Origin of the sequence: Bradyrhizobium sp. USDA 327 (assembly GCF_041262065.1) — a bacterium.
Lineage (GTDB): Bacteria > Pseudomonadota > Alphaproteobacteria > Rhizobiales > Xanthobacteraceae > Bradyrhizobium > Bradyrhizobium liaoningense.
Window position 1 is genome coordinate 5,116,665 of record NZ_JBGCCW010000001.1, and the last position, 15,771, is coordinate 5,132,435.

Here is a 15,771-nt window from a genome sequence, read left to right on the forward strand (position 1 = left end):
CCCGTGGCCTGAACTTTCCATGGGTCTGAACAGCAAGCGACGTGCCAATTCTGCGACGGTGCGACCGCCGTCTGGCGTCCTTATTGCATAGCAGCACGGGACGGGATGGGCGTTTCAGCATGATGTCGATGTTTTATCAGGCCTTTCAAAATCACATGGACCTGACGGCGCCATGGCGCGCGGGGGCTTCGTCGGCGCTCAAATTCCTCAACCTGGTGCCGCAGGGCATGTCGGACCAGGTCGTCGGCCGGCTGTCGGCCGCGCTGGAGCTGATCTCGCGCTCCACCCTCACCTATGACCGGCCGGCCTACGGCATCGACAGCGTCATGGTGGGCAACCGCGAGATCGCCGTCACCGAGGAGATCGCGTACGCGACGCCGTTCGGCTCGCTGCTGCACTTCAAGAAGCATGGCGTGGCGGAGCAGCCGCGCATGCTGCTGGTGGCGCCGATGTCCGGCCATTTCGCGACGCTCTTGCGCGGCACCGTGAAGACGCTGCTGCAGGACCACGACGTCTACATCACCGACTGGCACAATCCGCGCGACATCCCGCGCAGCGAAGGCCGGTTCGGGCTCGACGACTACACCGATCATCTCATCGACTTCCTGGGCCAGCTCGGCCCGCGCCCGCACATGGTGGCGATCTGCCAGCCGTCGGTCTCGGCGCTCGCGGCCGCCGCCGTGATGTGCGAGGGCAACCATCCGTCACGCCCGGCGACGCTGACGCTGATGGCGGGGCCGATCGACACACGCATCCAGCCGACCAGGGTCAACGAGTTCGCCAAGAGCAAGCCGATCGATTGGTTCGAGCAGAACCTGATCAACTACGTGCCGGTGCAATGCCGCGGCGCCTTGCGCAAGGTCTATCCGGGCTTCGTGCAGCTCACGGCCTTCGTCTCGATGAATCTCGAGCGTCACATCAAGCAGCATCTCGACCTCGCCAACCACATCGCCAAGGGCGAGAAGGACAAGGCCGCGACCATCAAGACGTTCTACGACGAATATTTCGCGGTGATGGACCTGCCGGCTGAGTTCTACATCGAGACGGTGCGCGACGTGTTCCAGGAGCACCTCCTGCCGCAGGGCAAGCTGATGCATCGCGGCCGCCCGGTGAACACCAAGGCCGTCAGCCGCATGGGCCTGATGACGGTCGAGGGCGAGAAGGACGACATCTGTTCGATCGGCCAGACCCTCGCCGCCCAGGACCTATGCACCGGCGTGCGCGCCTATCGGCGCGTCCACCACATGCAGGCCGGCGTCGGCCATTACGGCGTGTTCTCCGGCAAGCGCTGGAACAACGAGATCTACCCGCTGCTGCGCGATTTCGTGCACGTCAATTCGTGACCGTCATCTCTGCCCAAACGACTGTCGGCCAGGGGCAACGGCACGTGCCTCATGCTCTTGCTTGAGCAGCTCTTTCGCTTCCACGAATTCCGGAAGATTTCGTTCCGCCTCGAATTCAGCGAGTACGGGAGCGAGCACTTCGGATATCGCACCCGCTCGGCCATTTGTCTTGTACAGGCGTGCAAGTTCAAGGGCGCTGCGTAGCTCGAAAGTCCTGGCCTGCTGGCGTCGCGCGATGTCCAGCGCTCGCTTGAGGGCGTCTTCGGAACTGGATTCGTCCGAAGGGTCATGGCGCGACAAAAGTTTACCGCGGACACGATGCAGCTCGGCATCAAGCCAATGCTGGCCGGATTGTCCCGTCCCGGCGATCAATTCGTCCAGGATTTCCAGCCCGGTCTCGACTTCGCCTACCTCTGCATTCGCCAGGACAACATGCATCCCCCAGAACGGTTCGCAGAGGTAGCAATCGTTCTCGTGCAGGAAGGTCCAGCCGTGACGCATGTCCGCCAGTCCGGCCATTCGGTCGCCGGCACGCCACTTGGCGAGGCCGTTCAGGTAGGTGCCCGCGGCCACGTACAGCGGCATCGTGTGGTCGCGCGCGAGACCGAGCGCCAGGATCGTCTCTGTTTGCTGCAACATGCCGCCGCATACCCCGTCGAACACAGCGCGATGAACCAGCGCATTGGCCTGGGACAGCGCCCGCTTTTCTCCCGGAGCACCCACCGCTTCCGCGGCGAGCTTGCGCGCACGAGCGATGCTACCGAGCGGCCAGAGCACCAGCGCAAGAAATCTCATGATCACGAACGGCAGATCCAGCGCAGAAGCCCTGAAGGTCGCGGGATCCGGTTCGGCACCATAGATCGCCAGCGCCTGCTCGAGATGCGTTCTCGCATTCAAGTAATCGCCCTCGAACCAGCAGGTGACGCCGCCCGTCCAACGGGCGACGACGGCGGCAACCGGCGAGTCCGGTCGTCGGTCAGCGGCGCTCCTGATGGCATCCGCCAGCTCACGCATCGGAGCGAGTTCGCCGTGGGTCAGGCAGGCATTGAAGAGCCCCGAATGCACCGGCGCAAGTTCAACGGGATCATCGATGCCCGCTGCGAACTGGCGCGCACGCGTCCATGCCGCGACCGTTTCGGGAGCGCTGTGGCCGAGGCTGCCCCGCAAGGCACGGCCATATGCGATTTGAAGATGCAGCCTGCTCATCATCCGGCGGGGCTCGTCAGGCAACTGATCGGCGGTCGCAACGGCCTTGCCGAGATGCGCGATCGCCTCGGAATAGGCAGAGCGCTTCAGCGCCTGCTGGCCCGCCTTGCGCCACCATTCGAGCGCGACCTCGTTCAGCCCCGCTTCAGTGAAGTGGTGGGCGAGAACCTCCGGCTCGGTCTCGGCGACGACTGGAAACTTCTCGCGCAGGACATCGCCAATTCGCGTGTGAAGCAGCTGCCGTTTGCTCTTGAGCAGGCTCTCGTAGGCCGCTTCCTGAACAAGGGCGTGCTTGAAACTATAGTTAGCTTCGGGCGGCGCCCCGCGGCGAAGCAGCAGTTCGGCCTCTTCGAGCTGTCCCAGCGCATTGCTCAGCGTCAGATCATCGCGTCCCGCCACGTATTTCAGCAGCGCGTATGAGAAGTCGCGGCCGATGGCGGCGCCGATCTGCGCCACCTCCTTGACTGGAGCGAGCCGGTCGAGCCGCGCCATCAGCGAGTCTTGCAGCGTGGCGGGAATAGCAAGCGGCGGAAGCGGACTATTCAGGCGATAGCGCCCGGCATCCTCGACGAGCAGGCCGGACTCCAGCACCATCTTGGTCAACTCCTCGACGAATAGCGGGACGCCATCCGTCTTATCGATGATCTGCTTCATCATCTCGCGTGGCAGCTGGCGACCGACAACCACCTGTTCGACCAGCGCGCGCGTGTCCTGCCGATCGAGCCGGTCGAGCCGCAATAGACCGACGTTAGCAAGGCCCGACCAGGAAGGCTCGAACTCCGGCCGGGATGTCATGAGCACGAGTATCGGCAGTGCCCTGATCCGATCGACCGCGAGATCGAACAGTTCAAGTGTCGTGGCATCGGCCCAATGCAAATCCTCGCAGATGATCAGCAGAGGCTGATCTCGCGCCAACCCCTCGAGCTGATCGAGCAGGGCGGCAAATGTCTGTCGCCGCTGCTGCGCCGCGCTCAAGCCAAAGGGCGGGCAATGGTCGCCGGTTGGAATCGAAAGCAGCGCCGCAATGAGCGGTGTTGCCCGGGCGACCTGCTGGGTTCCAAGCGCCAGCATTGCCTCGAGCTTACCGAGCTTTTGTTCTGGCGTGTCGTGCGAGCGGATTCCGGCGGCGCGCTCGAGCTGCGCGACAAAGGGATGAAGCGCACTGTTGGTGTGGTAAGGCGAACACTGATATCGCACCCGACGGTGTGTCCCCAACGAAGGGCTTTCGGACAGCGTTGCGACAATGCGCGACTTGCCGATGCCCGCTTCGCCGGAAATCAATACGATCTGGCCCTGGCCCTGCCATGCCTCACGCTGGCGCGCGAGAATGAATTCGATCTCGTCCTTGCGGCCGACAAAGCCGATCGAGTGCGCGGCCCGGACCGCCTCGAAGCGGCTCTCGGATGCGGTCGCTCCTTCCACCGCCCACACCGCGATGGGTTCGCCTATTCCCCTGACTTCGCGGCGGCCGAGATTGCGAAAGGTGAAGAGATCCCCAAGCAGCCGGCGCGTCGACGACGCAACGACGACCACCCCCGGTTCAGCCAGGCTTTGGAGCCGAGCAGCGAGGTTTGGCGTATCGCCGACGGTTGCGTGCTCCTCCGACGCATCACCGCTGATGAGATCGCCAACCACCACAAGCCCGGTCGCAATTGCGATCCGCAGCTCAACCCGTTCGCCGGCGCCCGTCTTGAGCTGGCGAATCGCGGAGATAATGTCGAGGCCCGCCCGCACTGCGCGTTCCGCATCATCTTCGTGGGCGCGCGGATATCCGAAATAGACGAGTATCCCGTCACCGACGAACCTGGCTATCCTGCCGTCATAAGCGGCAATGACGTGCGCGCATGCGGCGCGATAGGCCCGGATCACTTCCCACATGTCCTCGGGATCGAGACGCGCCGAGAGCGCAGTCGAGCCGACCAGATCGCAAAACATAACGGTGAGGTGGCGCCGCTCGGCGTCATGAGGAGGAGCCGGCGACGCGATCAACGCGGCTGGATCGAGGTCGGCAATGGCACGCAGCATTTTGCGGCGATGACCGAGGAGGACTCCGAGCTTGTCAAAGTCCTCGTCCATCAGTTCGGGGAGGACGCCCACGTCGATACCATTTTGGACAAAACGCTCCACGTATTGCCCAAGCCCCAGCTTCTCGAGCCACTCCGCGATCTGCATGGCACCACCGATGTTTTGGCTGGCAGTTAGCAGAATCTTGGACCACGACCGCGCGGGGACAATATCCCAACGCCACTATGATGGCACGCCTTGTTTGCTCTGCGAAAATTTAGGTTACAAGATACCGATAAGGTTTCGGCCGGGACACTGCTCGAAGCGAACGGCTGCGCTACCAAACATCGCTGGCACGCAGCGTTGGACGGCAGAGGTTGCGATGAGTCGTCACGACTCCCTCCAGACCAGAAGCCGAACCGACACTGCGGCCCTCGCTCACATACGATGCCAAGCGGACGTTTTTCCGCGAGCGCACTTCCTTCATTGCTCGTTCGTGGACGCTTCGTGGCTGCGAGCCATCGTGCCCGCCGCAACCTGAAGCGAAGAACCAACCACCCAACAGCCGGCGACAAAGCCTATCAGGCCGTTAGGCAGATTCTGATCAAGGACAAGGATGCTGACCGACAGAGTTGCGGCAATGGCCGCGCCGAACGTTCCGGCCGCACTCATGATCTCGGCCGACTCGGAGCCGGTCCATTCTTCCGAGATGCTCGATGTCGGCTTCCGTGCGACATTGCCAGACAAATCAATTCCGACATAACAACTAATAGCTCCATAGAGCATTGTCAGGAGCACAATCCAGCCGCTTTCAAACAGTCCGCCTTTCTCACGCAACAGGGTTGCACCGACATAGAGGCCGCAAGAGGCCCCAACGGCCGCCAGCCCAATCCTTTCAAGGATATGGGCCGACTTGATCAGACTGGAACGGGCGATCCGAAAACTGCCGACGTGCCTTTTGAGAGAGAATGCGTTGGAAATTGCGCTGCTAGTCTTCATTGGGGGGCTCCTTCTGAGTAATTGGCAGCCTACTGGCTGACCCCAAATAGAAGCTGCCTGGACGCGTTTCTCGATGTCCTCGATTCCAACTTCTGAAAAATGTGTGCTGAGTGATGGGGCTGGCTTGCTCGTGAGCAAGACGAGGAGCCAATCCAAAGCTGCGAGCACGCGGCTGCGCAGGCATTGCATCTCACCCGCGTTCGTCAATTAGGTCCGGGTGCGGCAATTTCTTGCGGGAGTGGTAGTTCAGAAAGAGAGTGATGGAGTATGAAGCGGTTCACATACCGCTGTTTCCTGTCGCTCCATCCGGTCACGATTTCCGGAGGACGCGTGAAGCACGCAGTCAGGCCGACCATTCCTCACCCCACACCTGGACGACGTGGCCCGGCGACACTTCGCGATACTGCCGCAGCGGAGGCTGATAATCCGGCGCGCGCACCGGGCTTCTGATCTCGTCGTTCGAGGCCTCACGCCGGACTCCGCGACGCGACGGATCGGGCACCGGCACGGCTGCCATCAGCTTCTTCGTATAAGGATGCTGCGGATCGCCGAACACCGAGGCGCGCGGGCCGATCTCGACGATCTCGCCGAGATACATCACCGCGACGCGGTGGCTCATGCGCTCGACCACCGCGATGTCGTGGGAGATGAAGAGATAGGCGAGGCCCATGCTGGCCTGAAGATCGAGCATCAGATTGACGACCTGGGCCTTGACCGAGACGTCGAGCGCGGAGACGGCTTCGTCCGCGACGATCAGCTTCGGCCCGAGCGCGAGCGCACGCGCGATGCAGATGCGCTGCCGCTGGCCGCCGGAGAACTCATGCGGGAAGCGCGCCGCCATGTCGGCGGTCAGGCCGACGCGCACGAGCAGGTCGGCGACCTTGTCGCGGGCCTGCGCAGCCGTGGCAAGGCCGTTGGCGAGCAGCGGAGCCGCGATCGCCGTTCCCACCGACATGCGCGGATTGAGGCTCGCGAACGGGTCCTGAAACACGATCTGCATCCGCTTGCGAAAATCGCGTAGAGCTCGGCCGTTCATGGCCAGCACGTTCTCGCCGTCGACCAGGACCGTCCCGCTGTCCGGCTCGAGCAGCCTCAGGATCGAGCGGCCCGTGGTCGACTTGCCGCAGCCGGATTCGCCGACCAGCGCCAGCGTCTCGCCGGCGCGCAAGGTGAAAGAGACGTCCTCGACCGCGTGGACGCGACCCGAGACCTTGCCGAACAATCCGGAGCGGATGGGGAAACGCGTGGTGAGGCCCGAGACTTCCAGCAACGGCCGCTCGGCCGTCGAAACGGTGTCGGGCGTCTCCACCGGCTCGTCCGAAGTCCCCGTCACCTTGTCGACGATCGGAAACCGCATCGGCCGCGTCCGTCCGTCCATCGAGCCGAGACGTGGCACGGCCGCCAGCAGCGCGCTTGTGTAGGGATGCGAGGGTGCGGCGAAGATGCGCGGGGTCGCGTCGATCTCCACCGCCTGCCCGCCATACATCACCACGGTCCGATCAGCGATCTCGGCGACGACACCCATGTCGTGGGTGATGAAGAGGATCGACATCCCCTCCTCCTGCTGCAGCTCCTTCAACAACTCGAGGATCTGGGCCTGGATGGTGACGTCGAGCGCGGTGGTCGGCTCGTCCGCGATCAATAGCCTTGGCCTGCAGGCCAGCGCCATCGCGATCATCACGCGCTGGCGCATGCCGCCGGAGAAGCGATGCGGATGCTCGTGGAAGCGGGATTTCGCCGCGGGGATGCGGACGCGATCGAGCAGGCGGATGGTTTCCGCCTCGGCGGCGGCGCGCGACAGGCCGCGATGCTGGATCAGCGCCTCCGCGATCTGGAAGCCGATGGTGAGCACCGGATTGAGGCTCGTCATCGGCTCCTGGAAGATCATGGCGACGTCATTGCCGCGAATGCTGGTCATGCCCGCCTCGGGCAGCGCGAGCAGATCTCGGCCAGCCAACATGACGCGGCCCTCGACGCGACCGATCTCCTGGGGAATCAGCCGCATGATCGAGAGCGCGGTGACGCTCTTGCCCGAGCCGGACTCTCCGACGATCGCCACGGTCTCGCGCGGCGCGATATCGAACGAGATGTTGCGGACGACGGGTATCCATTGCCGCTCGAGCATGAAGGAGGTGGTGAGGCCGGAGACCGAGAGCACGGGAGACTGTGCGTTGGCGGAGGCTTGGTTCGACATGTTTGCCACGATGCTCATGCGAGGCCCCCGCCACCTGCCGGGGAGAAGGTGCGCCCCCTCCCCCGCTTGCGGGGGAGGGTTGGGGAGAGGGTGTCGCCGCAAGCGAGAACCCCCAAGAGGAGAGAGCCCTCTCCCGGCGCTGCGCGCCGACCTCTCCCGCAAGCGGGAGAGGTAAACTGCGCCCGTAGCTGCACCAACGTTCCCATCGTCATCGCGCCTCAATATCCACGCGTGCGGTCAACCAGCCCCGGCAGCTCCTCGCCGCGGCGGTGACGGGCGATGACGTCGAGTACGAAATCGACGGCGGTGTCGGGCGTCGTCATGCTGGCATTGTGCGGCGTCAGCAGGATGCGCGGGTGGCTCCAGAACGGATGGCTTGGCGGAAGCGGCTCGGGATCGGTGACGTCGAGCACCGCGCCGGACAACGCGCCGCTGTCGAGCGCCGCGAGGAAATCAGCCTCAATGAGATGCGGACCGCGGCCGACATTGACGAGCCCCGCCCCGCGCGGCAAGCGCGCGAACAAGTCTGCGTTCAGGATGCCGCGCGTCTCGTCGGTGAGAGGCAATAGGCAGATGAGAATGTCGGCCTGCGCAAGGAATTCGGGCAGCGCTTCTGCGCCCGCATAACAGGTGACGCCTTCGATCTCGCGCGGCGAACGATTCCACCCTGATAGCGGAAAGCTGAACGCCTTCAGCCGCTCGAGCACGGCCTGGCCGAGTTGGCCGAGCCCCATCACACCGACACGCCGCCGCTTCGCCGGCGTGATGCGGATCTCGCGCCAGACCTGCTGCTTCTGCTGATTGATGAAATCCAGGAGATCGCGATGCAGCGCGAGCACCGCCATGCTGACGTATTCGACCATGGTCTCGGCGATGCCGGGCTCCAACATGCGGACCAACGGAATATGCGCCGGAACTTTCGTGGTATCGAACTGATCGACGCCCGCTCCGACCGAGAAGACCAGTTCGAGGTTGGGAAAGGTCGTCGCGATCTCATCCGGCGGCACCCACGCCACCAGATGGCGGACATCGGCAGGATTGCCGATGTCGGGCCAGAGCCGGAACGGCACGTCGGGCGCGCGCTCCGCGAAGAGGCGCGCCCACTCGGCACCGCGAACCATGTTGGCCTTGTAGAGAACCGTCATGCCGCCCTCAGAACGGGCTGACCGGCGCGAGCCGCCGGCCGTCGATCATGCGCTTGTGGCTGTAGGCGGCGGGATCGACCAGCGGCGTCGCGCCGGTCACGATGTCGGCGGCGAGCTTGCCGGCCGCGGGGCCGATGCCGAAACCGTGGCCTGAGAAGCCGGTGGCGAGGAAGAAGCCCGGCAGCGCATCGACCGCCGAGATCACGGGGATCGTATCCGGCGTGCAGTCGATCGTGCCACCCCAGGCTTCCGCGATCTCGATGTCCTTCAATTCCGGATTCGACTTGATCAGCGCAGCCAGCGCCGAATTGACCAGCGACATGTCGGGTGCGGGATCGCGCACGCGCTCGGCCTCGAACGGCGACGGCTTGTCGAAGCTCCAATTCGTGCCGCGCATGAGCTGGTCGAAAAACGACTTGCCGAACGACATCTTCAATCCCTCGCGACGATGCAAATAGGTCGGCCAGAAGGTCCAGGCGTAACGCAACAGGTCCGGCGACAGCTCGACCGTGCCGCGGTTGCGCAGCGCCAGCGTGAAGCCGCCGTCGAGGCGGCGACGGATGCAGTAGAAATCGGTGCCGAGCGCGCCTGACGTGATCTCCGGTCCCGGCGTGGTCCGGCACGCGGTGGCGTTGACGAGGCCGATCGGAAGCTCGATGCCATGGCGGCGGCAGAACAGTGACGACCATGCGCCGCCCGACAGCAGCACGGCCTGCGTGCGGATCGTGCCCTTCTCGGTGACGACGGCGCTGACGCGCCCCCCTTGCGTCTCCAGCCCGCGCGCGGCGCAGCCCTGGTGGATGGTGACGCCGTGCTTGCGTGCCGCGGTCGCAAGTGCCGGCACCGCCATCGACGGCTCCGCGCGGCCATCGCTCGGCGTGTGCAGGCCGCCGACCCATGTGTCGGTATTGCCGGGCATGCGCTCGGCGACCTCGGCCGGCGTCAGCACGGTTGAGTGCACCTGCATCTCGCGTGCGACCGCCGCCCAGCGCTCCCAGCTCGCAAGCTCGTCCTTGTTCTTGGTCAGGAACAAGACGCCAGTGCGGCGGAAGCCGGCATCGACGCCGGCGTCGTTCTGCATGTCTTCCCACAGCCGCAGCGCCTCGCGCGCGAGCGGAATCTCCTCGCGGGCGCGACCCTGCTGGCGGCACCAGCCCCAATTGCGGCTCGACTGCTCGCCGCCGACATGGCCCTTCTCGACCAGGGCGACGGAGAGGCCCTTCTTCGCCAGATGATAGGCCGAGGAGACGCCGATGACGCCGCCGCCGATGACGACGACGTCCACCTGCGCCGGCAGGCGTTCATCGCTGTTGATACGGTTGAGCGGCGGGGACATGGGACACTCCTGGACTTCAGTTCGAACGAGACCTGGCTCGTCATGGGATGTTCATTCGCGGGTCGAGCGCATCGCGCAGGCCGTCGCCGAGGAAGTTGAAGCTGGTGACAGCCAGCGTGATGGCGAGGCCCGGCGCGATCGCAAGCCACGGCGCGCTGGTGAGATAGATCTGCGCGTTGTTGAGCATGTTGCCCCAGCTCGCCGCCGGCGGCTGGATGCCGTAGCCGAGATAGCTGACATAGGATTCGAGCAGGATCGCTTTCGCCACGTTCAGCGTCGCCGCCACCACGATAGGCGCGATCGCATTGGGCACGAGCTCGCGGAACATGATCCGCAGGTTCGACGAGCCGAAGGCAAGCGCGGCGACCGCAAACTCACGTTCCCGCAGCGACCGCACCTGGGCCTCGACGACGCGGGCGACGGCCATCCAGGCCGTCGCCGCGATTAGCACGGTGGTGGTGACCAGGCCGGGCTCAGTGAGCGCGGCCAGCGCCAGCAGGAGGAAGATCGTCGGAAAGCACAGCACGGCATCGACAAGCCGCATCAGGACCGCACCGACCACGCCGCCATAGAAGCCGGCGAAGGCGCCGACGGCGATTCCGACCGCCATCGCGATCACCATCGCGACGATGCCGATCGACAGCGAGACGCGACCGCCCATCATCAGCCGCGCCAGCACGTCGCGACCGAGCTCGTCGGTGCCGAGGATATGCGCGCCCGACAGCGGCGGCGCGAACCGCTTCATGATGTCGATATAGGTGTCGTCGAACGGCAGCAGATAAGGGCCGAGCGCCGAACCGAGGACGAGAACGAGGATGATCACCGCGCCCGCGAGCGCGAGACGGTGGCGCCGAAAACGACGCCACGCGGCCTGGCCGGGCGCGAGCTGAACGGTGGAGATGGTCGCAGCCGTCATCGCTAGCCCACCCGGATGCGCGGATCGACGACGGCATAGAGGATGTCGGCGAGCAGGGAGCCGATCAGCACCATCGTCGCCGAGAACATCAGGATGCCCATCACCACGGGATAGTCGCGATAGCCGATGGAATCGAGGAACAGCCGGCCCATACCGGGCCAGGTGAACACGGTCTCGGCGACCAGCGCTCCGCCGAGCAGCGTCGGAAACTGCAGGCCAGCCACCGTGATCATCGGCAACAGCGCGTTGCGAAGCGCGTGCACCGTGAGAATGCGCCATTCCGGCATGCCCTTGGCGCGCGCCGTGCGGATGTAGTCCTGGTTGATGACCTCGAGCATGGAGGAGCGCATGAAGCGGCCCCACATCGCGGTTTCGACCAGCGCCAGAGCCATTGCCGGCGCGATCAGATGATGCAGCAGGTCGAGGAAGGAACCGTCGCCGATGGTCTGCCTGTTGCCGGCCGGCAGCCAGCCGAGCTTCACCGAGAAGACGTAGATGGTGACGAGGCCGAACCAGAAGGTCGGGATCGACAGCGCGACCATGGCGCCGACGGTGGCCAGCGTGTCGAACAGCGAATAGCGCCGCAGCGCACCGAGGATACCGATCCAGCAGCCGAGCAGCACCGCGATGATGGTCGCCGTCGCCATCAGCTCCAGCGTGGCGCCGAGATGCGAGGAGATCACCGACAGCACCGCCTCGCCGTCGCGATAGGAGCGCCCCCAGTCGCCCCGTACCATGCGGCCGAACCAGTCGAGATATTGGATCGGCAACGGGCGATCGAGCCCGAGCTGCCTGGTGACGCGGTCGAGATCCTCCTGCGTCATCTGTCCGGAGACGGCGAACTGCGACAGCGGACCGCCGGGCGCCAGATGCAGGATGGCAAAGCCGATCGCCGAGACGATCACCAGCAGCATGATCGCCTGCGCCAGGCGGTTGACGACGTAACGGGCCATCTCAGGCGATCCAGCGGGCCTGAGACATCAAGCCCAGTACCATTCGCGGATGTTCCAGCAGTTGATCGAGGTATTGATGTTGGGACGGAAACCTTGCAGCCCTTCCTTCACGCCTTCGGCGATGAAGCCCTGGAACAGCGGCAGGATGGCTAGATCGTTGCGGATCAGCTTTTGCAGCTCGCCATAGGTCGTCTTGCGCTGGGCGAGATCGAACTGCCTGGCGCCGTCGGCGAGCAGGCGATCGGCCTCCGGGTTCTTGTACTGATAGGTGTTGTAGCCGCGGCCGCCCTTGGCGGGAATGGCGCCGGAGCCGAAGCGCGGCGTCACGTCGGGGTCGCTGCCCAGCATGAAGTTGACGGAGACCAGCACCGAATTGAACTTCGACTGCTGCCAGAAGTCGCCCCAGATCACGGCCGCCGGCATGTTGTTGACGCGCATCGCAGCCCCGATCGCACGCCAGTCCTGGATCAGCAGCTGCTGGGTCTGCTCGCGCACCGCATTGCCCGACGTCGTCGAATTCGTGAATTCGAGCTTGACGCCGCCCTTCTCGCGCACGCCACTGGCGCCGCGCACCCATCCTGCGGCATCGAGCAGCGCATTGGCCTTGGCGGGATCGTATTTGTGCTGCGGCAGGCCCTGCTGAAACGACCAGGCCTGCTGCGGCACGAAGCTCTCGGTCTGTGTCGGCAGGCCGTAATAAAGCGCATCGATGATCGCCTGCTTGTTGATGGCGAGGTAGAGCGCCTCGCGCACGGCGCGGTCGGCAAAGGGACCGAACTCCAGATTGGGCGCGATATGCTCCACCGAGGAGGTCGAGGAGACGAAGACCTTGCGGCCCTTCAGCGTCTTCGCCTCCTGCACGAAGTTCGGCAAGATGCCTTGCAGGCCGGTGTAGTCGACCTGGCCGGTGCGGAACTGGGTGTAGAGCACGGTGAGGTCGGGAATGTACTTGAAGACCACGCGTTCGACGTAAGGTCCCTTGCCGTGATAGCCGGTGTGGGCATTGAGCAATATGTGGTCGCCGGGCACGCGCTCGCCCCAGCGGAACGGCCCGGTGCCGACGGGCGCGTTGTGGAACGGCGAGGCGTTCGGATCGGACACCTTCTCCAGGACGTGCTTCGGCACGATGAAGGTCAGCGATCCCAGGATCGACATGTAGGGCGAATAGGGCGCTTCCATGCGCCAATGGATCTCGTCGGGCGCGACGACCTTGATGTCCTTCACAAGGCTGTGGCCGACGCGGCTGCGCGCGCGGAAATTGGGATCGTTGATCAGCTCGAGCGAGAATTTCACGTCCTCGGCCGTGAACGGCGTGCCGTCATGCCATTTCACGTCGTTGCGCAGCTTGATCTTCCAGGTCAGGCCGTCGGCCGACAGGCCGCCATTCTCGATGGTCGGGACTTCGCGAGCGAGGTCGGGAACGAAATTGCCGGCGGGATCGATGAACCAGAGCAGCGAGAACACCTGCCACCAGACGCCCTGGTCGACCTCGATGCCCGGCATCAACGATGAAAGACGGTCGGCTCCTGCGACAGCGCCGCGATCACCTGGCCGCGCGGCTTGTCCGGCGGATTGGTGGGTCGTTCGGTCTGCGCGAAGGCGCTGCCTGAAAGCGTCCATCCCGCCGCGGCCCCCGCGCCGAGCTGGAAGAATTGACGGCGATTCGGAATGCCGAGATGCAGTACCCCAACGCCGAGCTTGCCGGTGTCGCCTGCCATGACCACTCTCCGTTGTCGCACGCGGCACCGTCTCCCGCGCCCCCGAGACCCCGGCAAAAGGGACAGGAGTGGGCTTTAGTGCTTCTAAATTATTGTGCCAAAATTTCATCACGACTAAATACAACTGTCAATCGGATTGCTAGTATGCGCAATCTTTTCACTCCGACTAAAGCTCCGACCGATACCGTCGCGGGCTCAAGATGATGCATGGGAGAGCGACATGGACGGTCGCGGCGGCACGAACGGCCCCAAGGATCTCGCGACGGCCGAGCCCGATGACGCTGTCGACCAGCGTCTGGGTGAAACCGTGCGGCTGCTGCGGCAGCGCGCCGGCCTCTCGATCCAGGACGTCGCCACCAAGACCGGCCTGTCCACCGGCATGATCAGCCAGCTCGAACGCGCGCGGGCCATGCCGTCGATCCGCACGCTACGCCTGCTCAGCATCGCGCTCGACGTTCCCATCTCCTATTTCTTCGAGAGCAGCGATCCCGCCGACGTGCCGCGCTACATCGTGCGCAAGACCAACCGGCGGCTGCTGCGGCTCACTGCCAGCGGTGTCGTCAAGGAAGCGTTGACCCCGGAAGGCAAAGGCCAGCTCGAGCTCTACGAGCTCACGCTCAACCCCGGCGCCTCCTCCGGCACGGACTTCCTGCAGCACACCGGCGAGAAGGCGGGCTACATCCTCTCGGGCAGCCTGCGGCTGTGGCTCGACAACCAGGCCCACCTGCTGGAAGCCGGCGACAGCTTTCGTTTTCCGAGCATCGTGCCGCACATGTTCGACAACCCGACCCAGCAGGTGGCGCGCGCGATCTGGGTGACGACGCTGCGCGAAGACCGTGGGACGCAGTCGCAAGAACAGGTCTAGCCGATCGTTCAGCTCATTCTTCGCCGCAGCGTTGCCGACGGCGTCTCGCCGAATTTTTCGCGGTAGGCGCCGGCCATGCGGCCGAGATGGGTGAAGCCGAGATCGAAGGCGAGGTCGGTGATGGAGACACCGGCGGACGCTTGGGCGAGGCGGGCATGGAGGCCAGCGAGCCGCATGTCGAGCAGCATCTGCGAGATGGACACGCCGAAGTGACGGCGGAAGCCGAGCTGGAGCGCGCGGATGCCGATGCCGGACACGCAGGCGAGTTGCGCGAGATCGAGCGGCTCGCCGGCATTGTCCGCCAGATGGTCGCGCGCGGCGCGGAGCGCACGCGGCAGGCGCTCGGCCTGCCCTGAGAACGTCCTGATCGCATCCGACAGGCCATGCCGCTGCCCGTTGAGGAGATGATCGAGCAGCAGCTCGCGCCAATCGGCCATCGCCGCCGGCGAAAGCCTTCCCAATGGCCCGAGACGCTCGGCAAGCGTCATCAGCCCGGCGAGGCTGGTCTGCAAGGCCCGCCCGGACGGCGCGTCCAGGTCGATCGCGGGGGCGAACTCGACCACCCCGGCCGCCCTGCCCGACAGCGCTGCAGCGCGCTGCTCGACCAGGCGGCGGTCGAGCAGCAGGATCGCTTGCGCGCAGTCGGCCCAGATCATCCGGGTCGGGATCGTCGGCGACAGCAGCGACGCCGTCCGGGCCGGCGCGACGTCGAGCTCGCTGACGCCGGCACGAATGTGGGCGCTGCCCGCAAGCGGGACCTGCACCAGGAAGAAGCGCTCGAGGCACCCGGGATCGATGCCGACCGATCCGCCATAGGCCACGTAGTTGATGGAGAAGCCGTCGAACGCCGCGCAATTGTGCCGGGCGGAGAAGCCGTCCGCCCGCGCCTGCGCCGGCTTGAGATCGTGCGGACAAAAGATACGCCCGATCTGCTCGGCCGCTTCGTCGACATCATCCGTAGTGACGCGGGCGAAGGCCGCAAGCCGCTCGGCTGCGGGCGCTCTTGCGTTCGTTTCCAGCACGGCTGCGGACATCATCGACCACGCTTCGCGTCACGGAATTGTTTTAAGCCTATAATAGTTCCTCGGACGC

The 15,771-nt window shown here is 64.9% G+C and carries 10 protein-coding genes and 1 pseudogene; 2 read left to right on the forward strand and 9 right to left on the reverse strand.

The window, feature by feature from the left end; translation table 11 throughout:
* Window positions 1-119: 119 nt before the first annotated feature.
* A complete protein-coding gene (locus ABIA42_RS24130) occupies window positions 120-1,343 on the forward strand; it encodes a polyhydroxyalkanoate depolymerase (protein WP_271530976.1) in 1,224 nt (407 codons plus the stop codon).
* 3 nt (window positions 1,344-1,346) lie between these two features.
* Here ABIA42_RS24130 and ABIA42_RS24135 read toward each other — a convergent pair whose 3' ends face one another.
* The 8 genes and pseudogenes from ABIA42_RS24135 to ABIA42_RS24170 all read right to left on the reverse strand — a co-directional run bounded on the left by ABIA42_RS24135 (window position 1,347) and on the right by ABIA42_RS24170 (window position 13,814).
* A complete protein-coding gene (locus ABIA42_RS24135) occupies window positions 1,347-4,721 on the reverse strand; it encodes an adenylate/guanylate cyclase domain-containing protein (RefSeq protein WP_370120463.1) in 3,375 nt (1,124 codons plus the stop codon).
* A gap of 315 nt (window positions 4,722-5,036) precedes the next feature.
* The gene (locus ABIA42_RS24140) at window positions 5,037-5,552 is read right to left on the reverse strand and encodes a hypothetical protein (RefSeq protein WP_271530978.1); all 516 of its coding nucleotides are present in this window, start codon (window positions 5,550-5,552) and stop codon (window positions 5,037-5,039) included.
* 343 nt (window positions 5,553-5,895) lie between these two features.
* Entirely contained in the window at window positions 5,896-7,764 is a 1,869-nt protein-coding gene (locus ABIA42_RS24145; RefSeq protein ID WP_271530979.1) for an ABC transporter ATP-binding protein, read from the reverse strand.
* A gap of 200 nt (window positions 7,765-7,964) precedes the next feature.
* Window positions 7,965-8,891 carry a 2-hydroxyacid dehydrogenase gene (locus ABIA42_RS24150; RefSeq protein ID WP_370120458.1) on the reverse strand — a complete coding sequence of 309 codons (927 nt, stop codon included), beginning with the start codon at window positions 8,889-8,891 and terminating at the stop codon, window positions 7,965-7,967.
* A gap of 7 nt (window positions 8,892-8,898) precedes the next feature.
* Window positions 8,899-10,227: an NAD(P)/FAD-dependent oxidoreductase gene (locus tag ABIA42_RS24155; protein ID WP_370120455.1), complete on the reverse strand. Its 1,329-nt coding sequence runs from the start codon at window positions 10,225-10,227 to the stop codon at window positions 8,899-8,901.
* Between the two features lie 40 nt (window positions 10,228-10,267).
* Window positions 10,268-11,143 carry an ABC transporter permease gene (locus ABIA42_RS24160; RefSeq protein WP_035672065.1) on the reverse strand — a complete coding sequence of 292 codons (876 nt, stop codon included), beginning with the start codon at window positions 11,141-11,143 and terminating at the stop codon, window positions 10,268-10,270.
* Window positions 11,144-11,145: 2 nt separating this feature from the next.
* A complete protein-coding gene (locus ABIA42_RS24165; protein WP_370120452.1) occupies window positions 11,146-12,096 on the reverse strand; it encodes an ABC transporter permease in 951 nt (316 codons plus the stop codon).
* Between the two features lie 27 nt (window positions 12,097-12,123).
* Window positions 12,124-13,814: pseudogene (locus tag ABIA42_RS24170) on the reverse strand (peptide ABC transporter substrate-binding protein).
* 220 nt (window positions 13,815-14,034) lie between these two features.
* On the opposite strand from ABIA42_RS24170, the gene ABIA42_RS24175 reads away from it, so the two are divergent.
* On the forward strand, window positions 14,035-14,679 hold the full coding sequence (locus tag ABIA42_RS24175; protein WP_271530984.1) for a cupin domain-containing protein: 645 nt from the start codon (window positions 14,035-14,037) through the stop codon (window positions 14,677-14,679).
* Between the two features lie 8 nt (window positions 14,680-14,687).
* Here the strand turns inward: ABIA42_RS24175 and ABIA42_RS24180 are convergent, their stop codons facing one another.
* Window positions 14,688-15,713, reverse strand: a complete 1,026-nt coding sequence (locus ABIA42_RS24180) for an AraC family transcriptional regulator (RefSeq protein ID WP_370123951.1) — start codon at window positions 15,711-15,713, stop codon at window positions 14,688-14,690.
* Window positions 15,714-15,771: the final 58 nt, after the last annotated feature.

Bases quoted from the DNA above. Each gene is read 5' to 3' on its own strand.
- ABIA42_RS24160 (WP_035672065.1), bottom strand. From the start codon at position 11,143: ATGACGGCTGCGACCATCTCCACCGTTCAGCTCGCGCCCGGCCAGGCC.
- ABIA42_RS24140 (WP_271530978.1), bottom strand. From the start codon at position 5,552: ATGAAGACTAGCAGCGCAATTTCCAACGCATTCTCTCTCAAAAGGCAC.
- ABIA42_RS24150 (WP_370120458.1), bottom strand. From the start codon at position 8,891: ATGACGGTTCTCTACAAGGCCAACATGGTTCGCGGTGCCGAGTGGGCG.
- ABIA42_RS24155 (WP_370120455.1), bottom strand. From the start codon at position 10,227: ATGTCCCCGCCGCTCAACCGTATCAACAGCGATGAACGCCTGCCGGCG.
- ABIA42_RS24165 (WP_370120452.1), bottom strand. From the start codon at position 12,096: ATGGCCCGTTACGTCGTCAACCGCCTGGCGCAGGCGATCATGCTGCTG.
- ABIA42_RS24145 (WP_271530979.1), bottom strand. From the start codon at position 7,764: ATGAGCATCGTGGCAAACATGTCGAACCAAGCCTCCGCCAACGCACAG.
- ABIA42_RS24175 (WP_271530984.1), top strand. From the start codon at position 14,035: ATGGACGGTCGCGGCGGCACGAACGGCCCCAAGGATCTCGCGACGGCC.
- ABIA42_RS24180 (WP_370123951.1), bottom strand. From the start codon at position 15,713: ATGTCCGCAGCCGTGCTGGAAACGAACGCAAGAGCGCCCGCAGCCGAG.
- ABIA42_RS24135 (WP_370120463.1), bottom strand. From the start codon at position 4,721: ATGCAGATCGCGGAGTGGCTCGAGAAGCTGGGGCTTGGGCAATACGTG.
- ABIA42_RS24130 (WP_271530976.1), top strand. From the start codon at position 120: ATGATGTCGATGTTTTATCAGGCCTTTCAAAATCACATGGACCTGACG.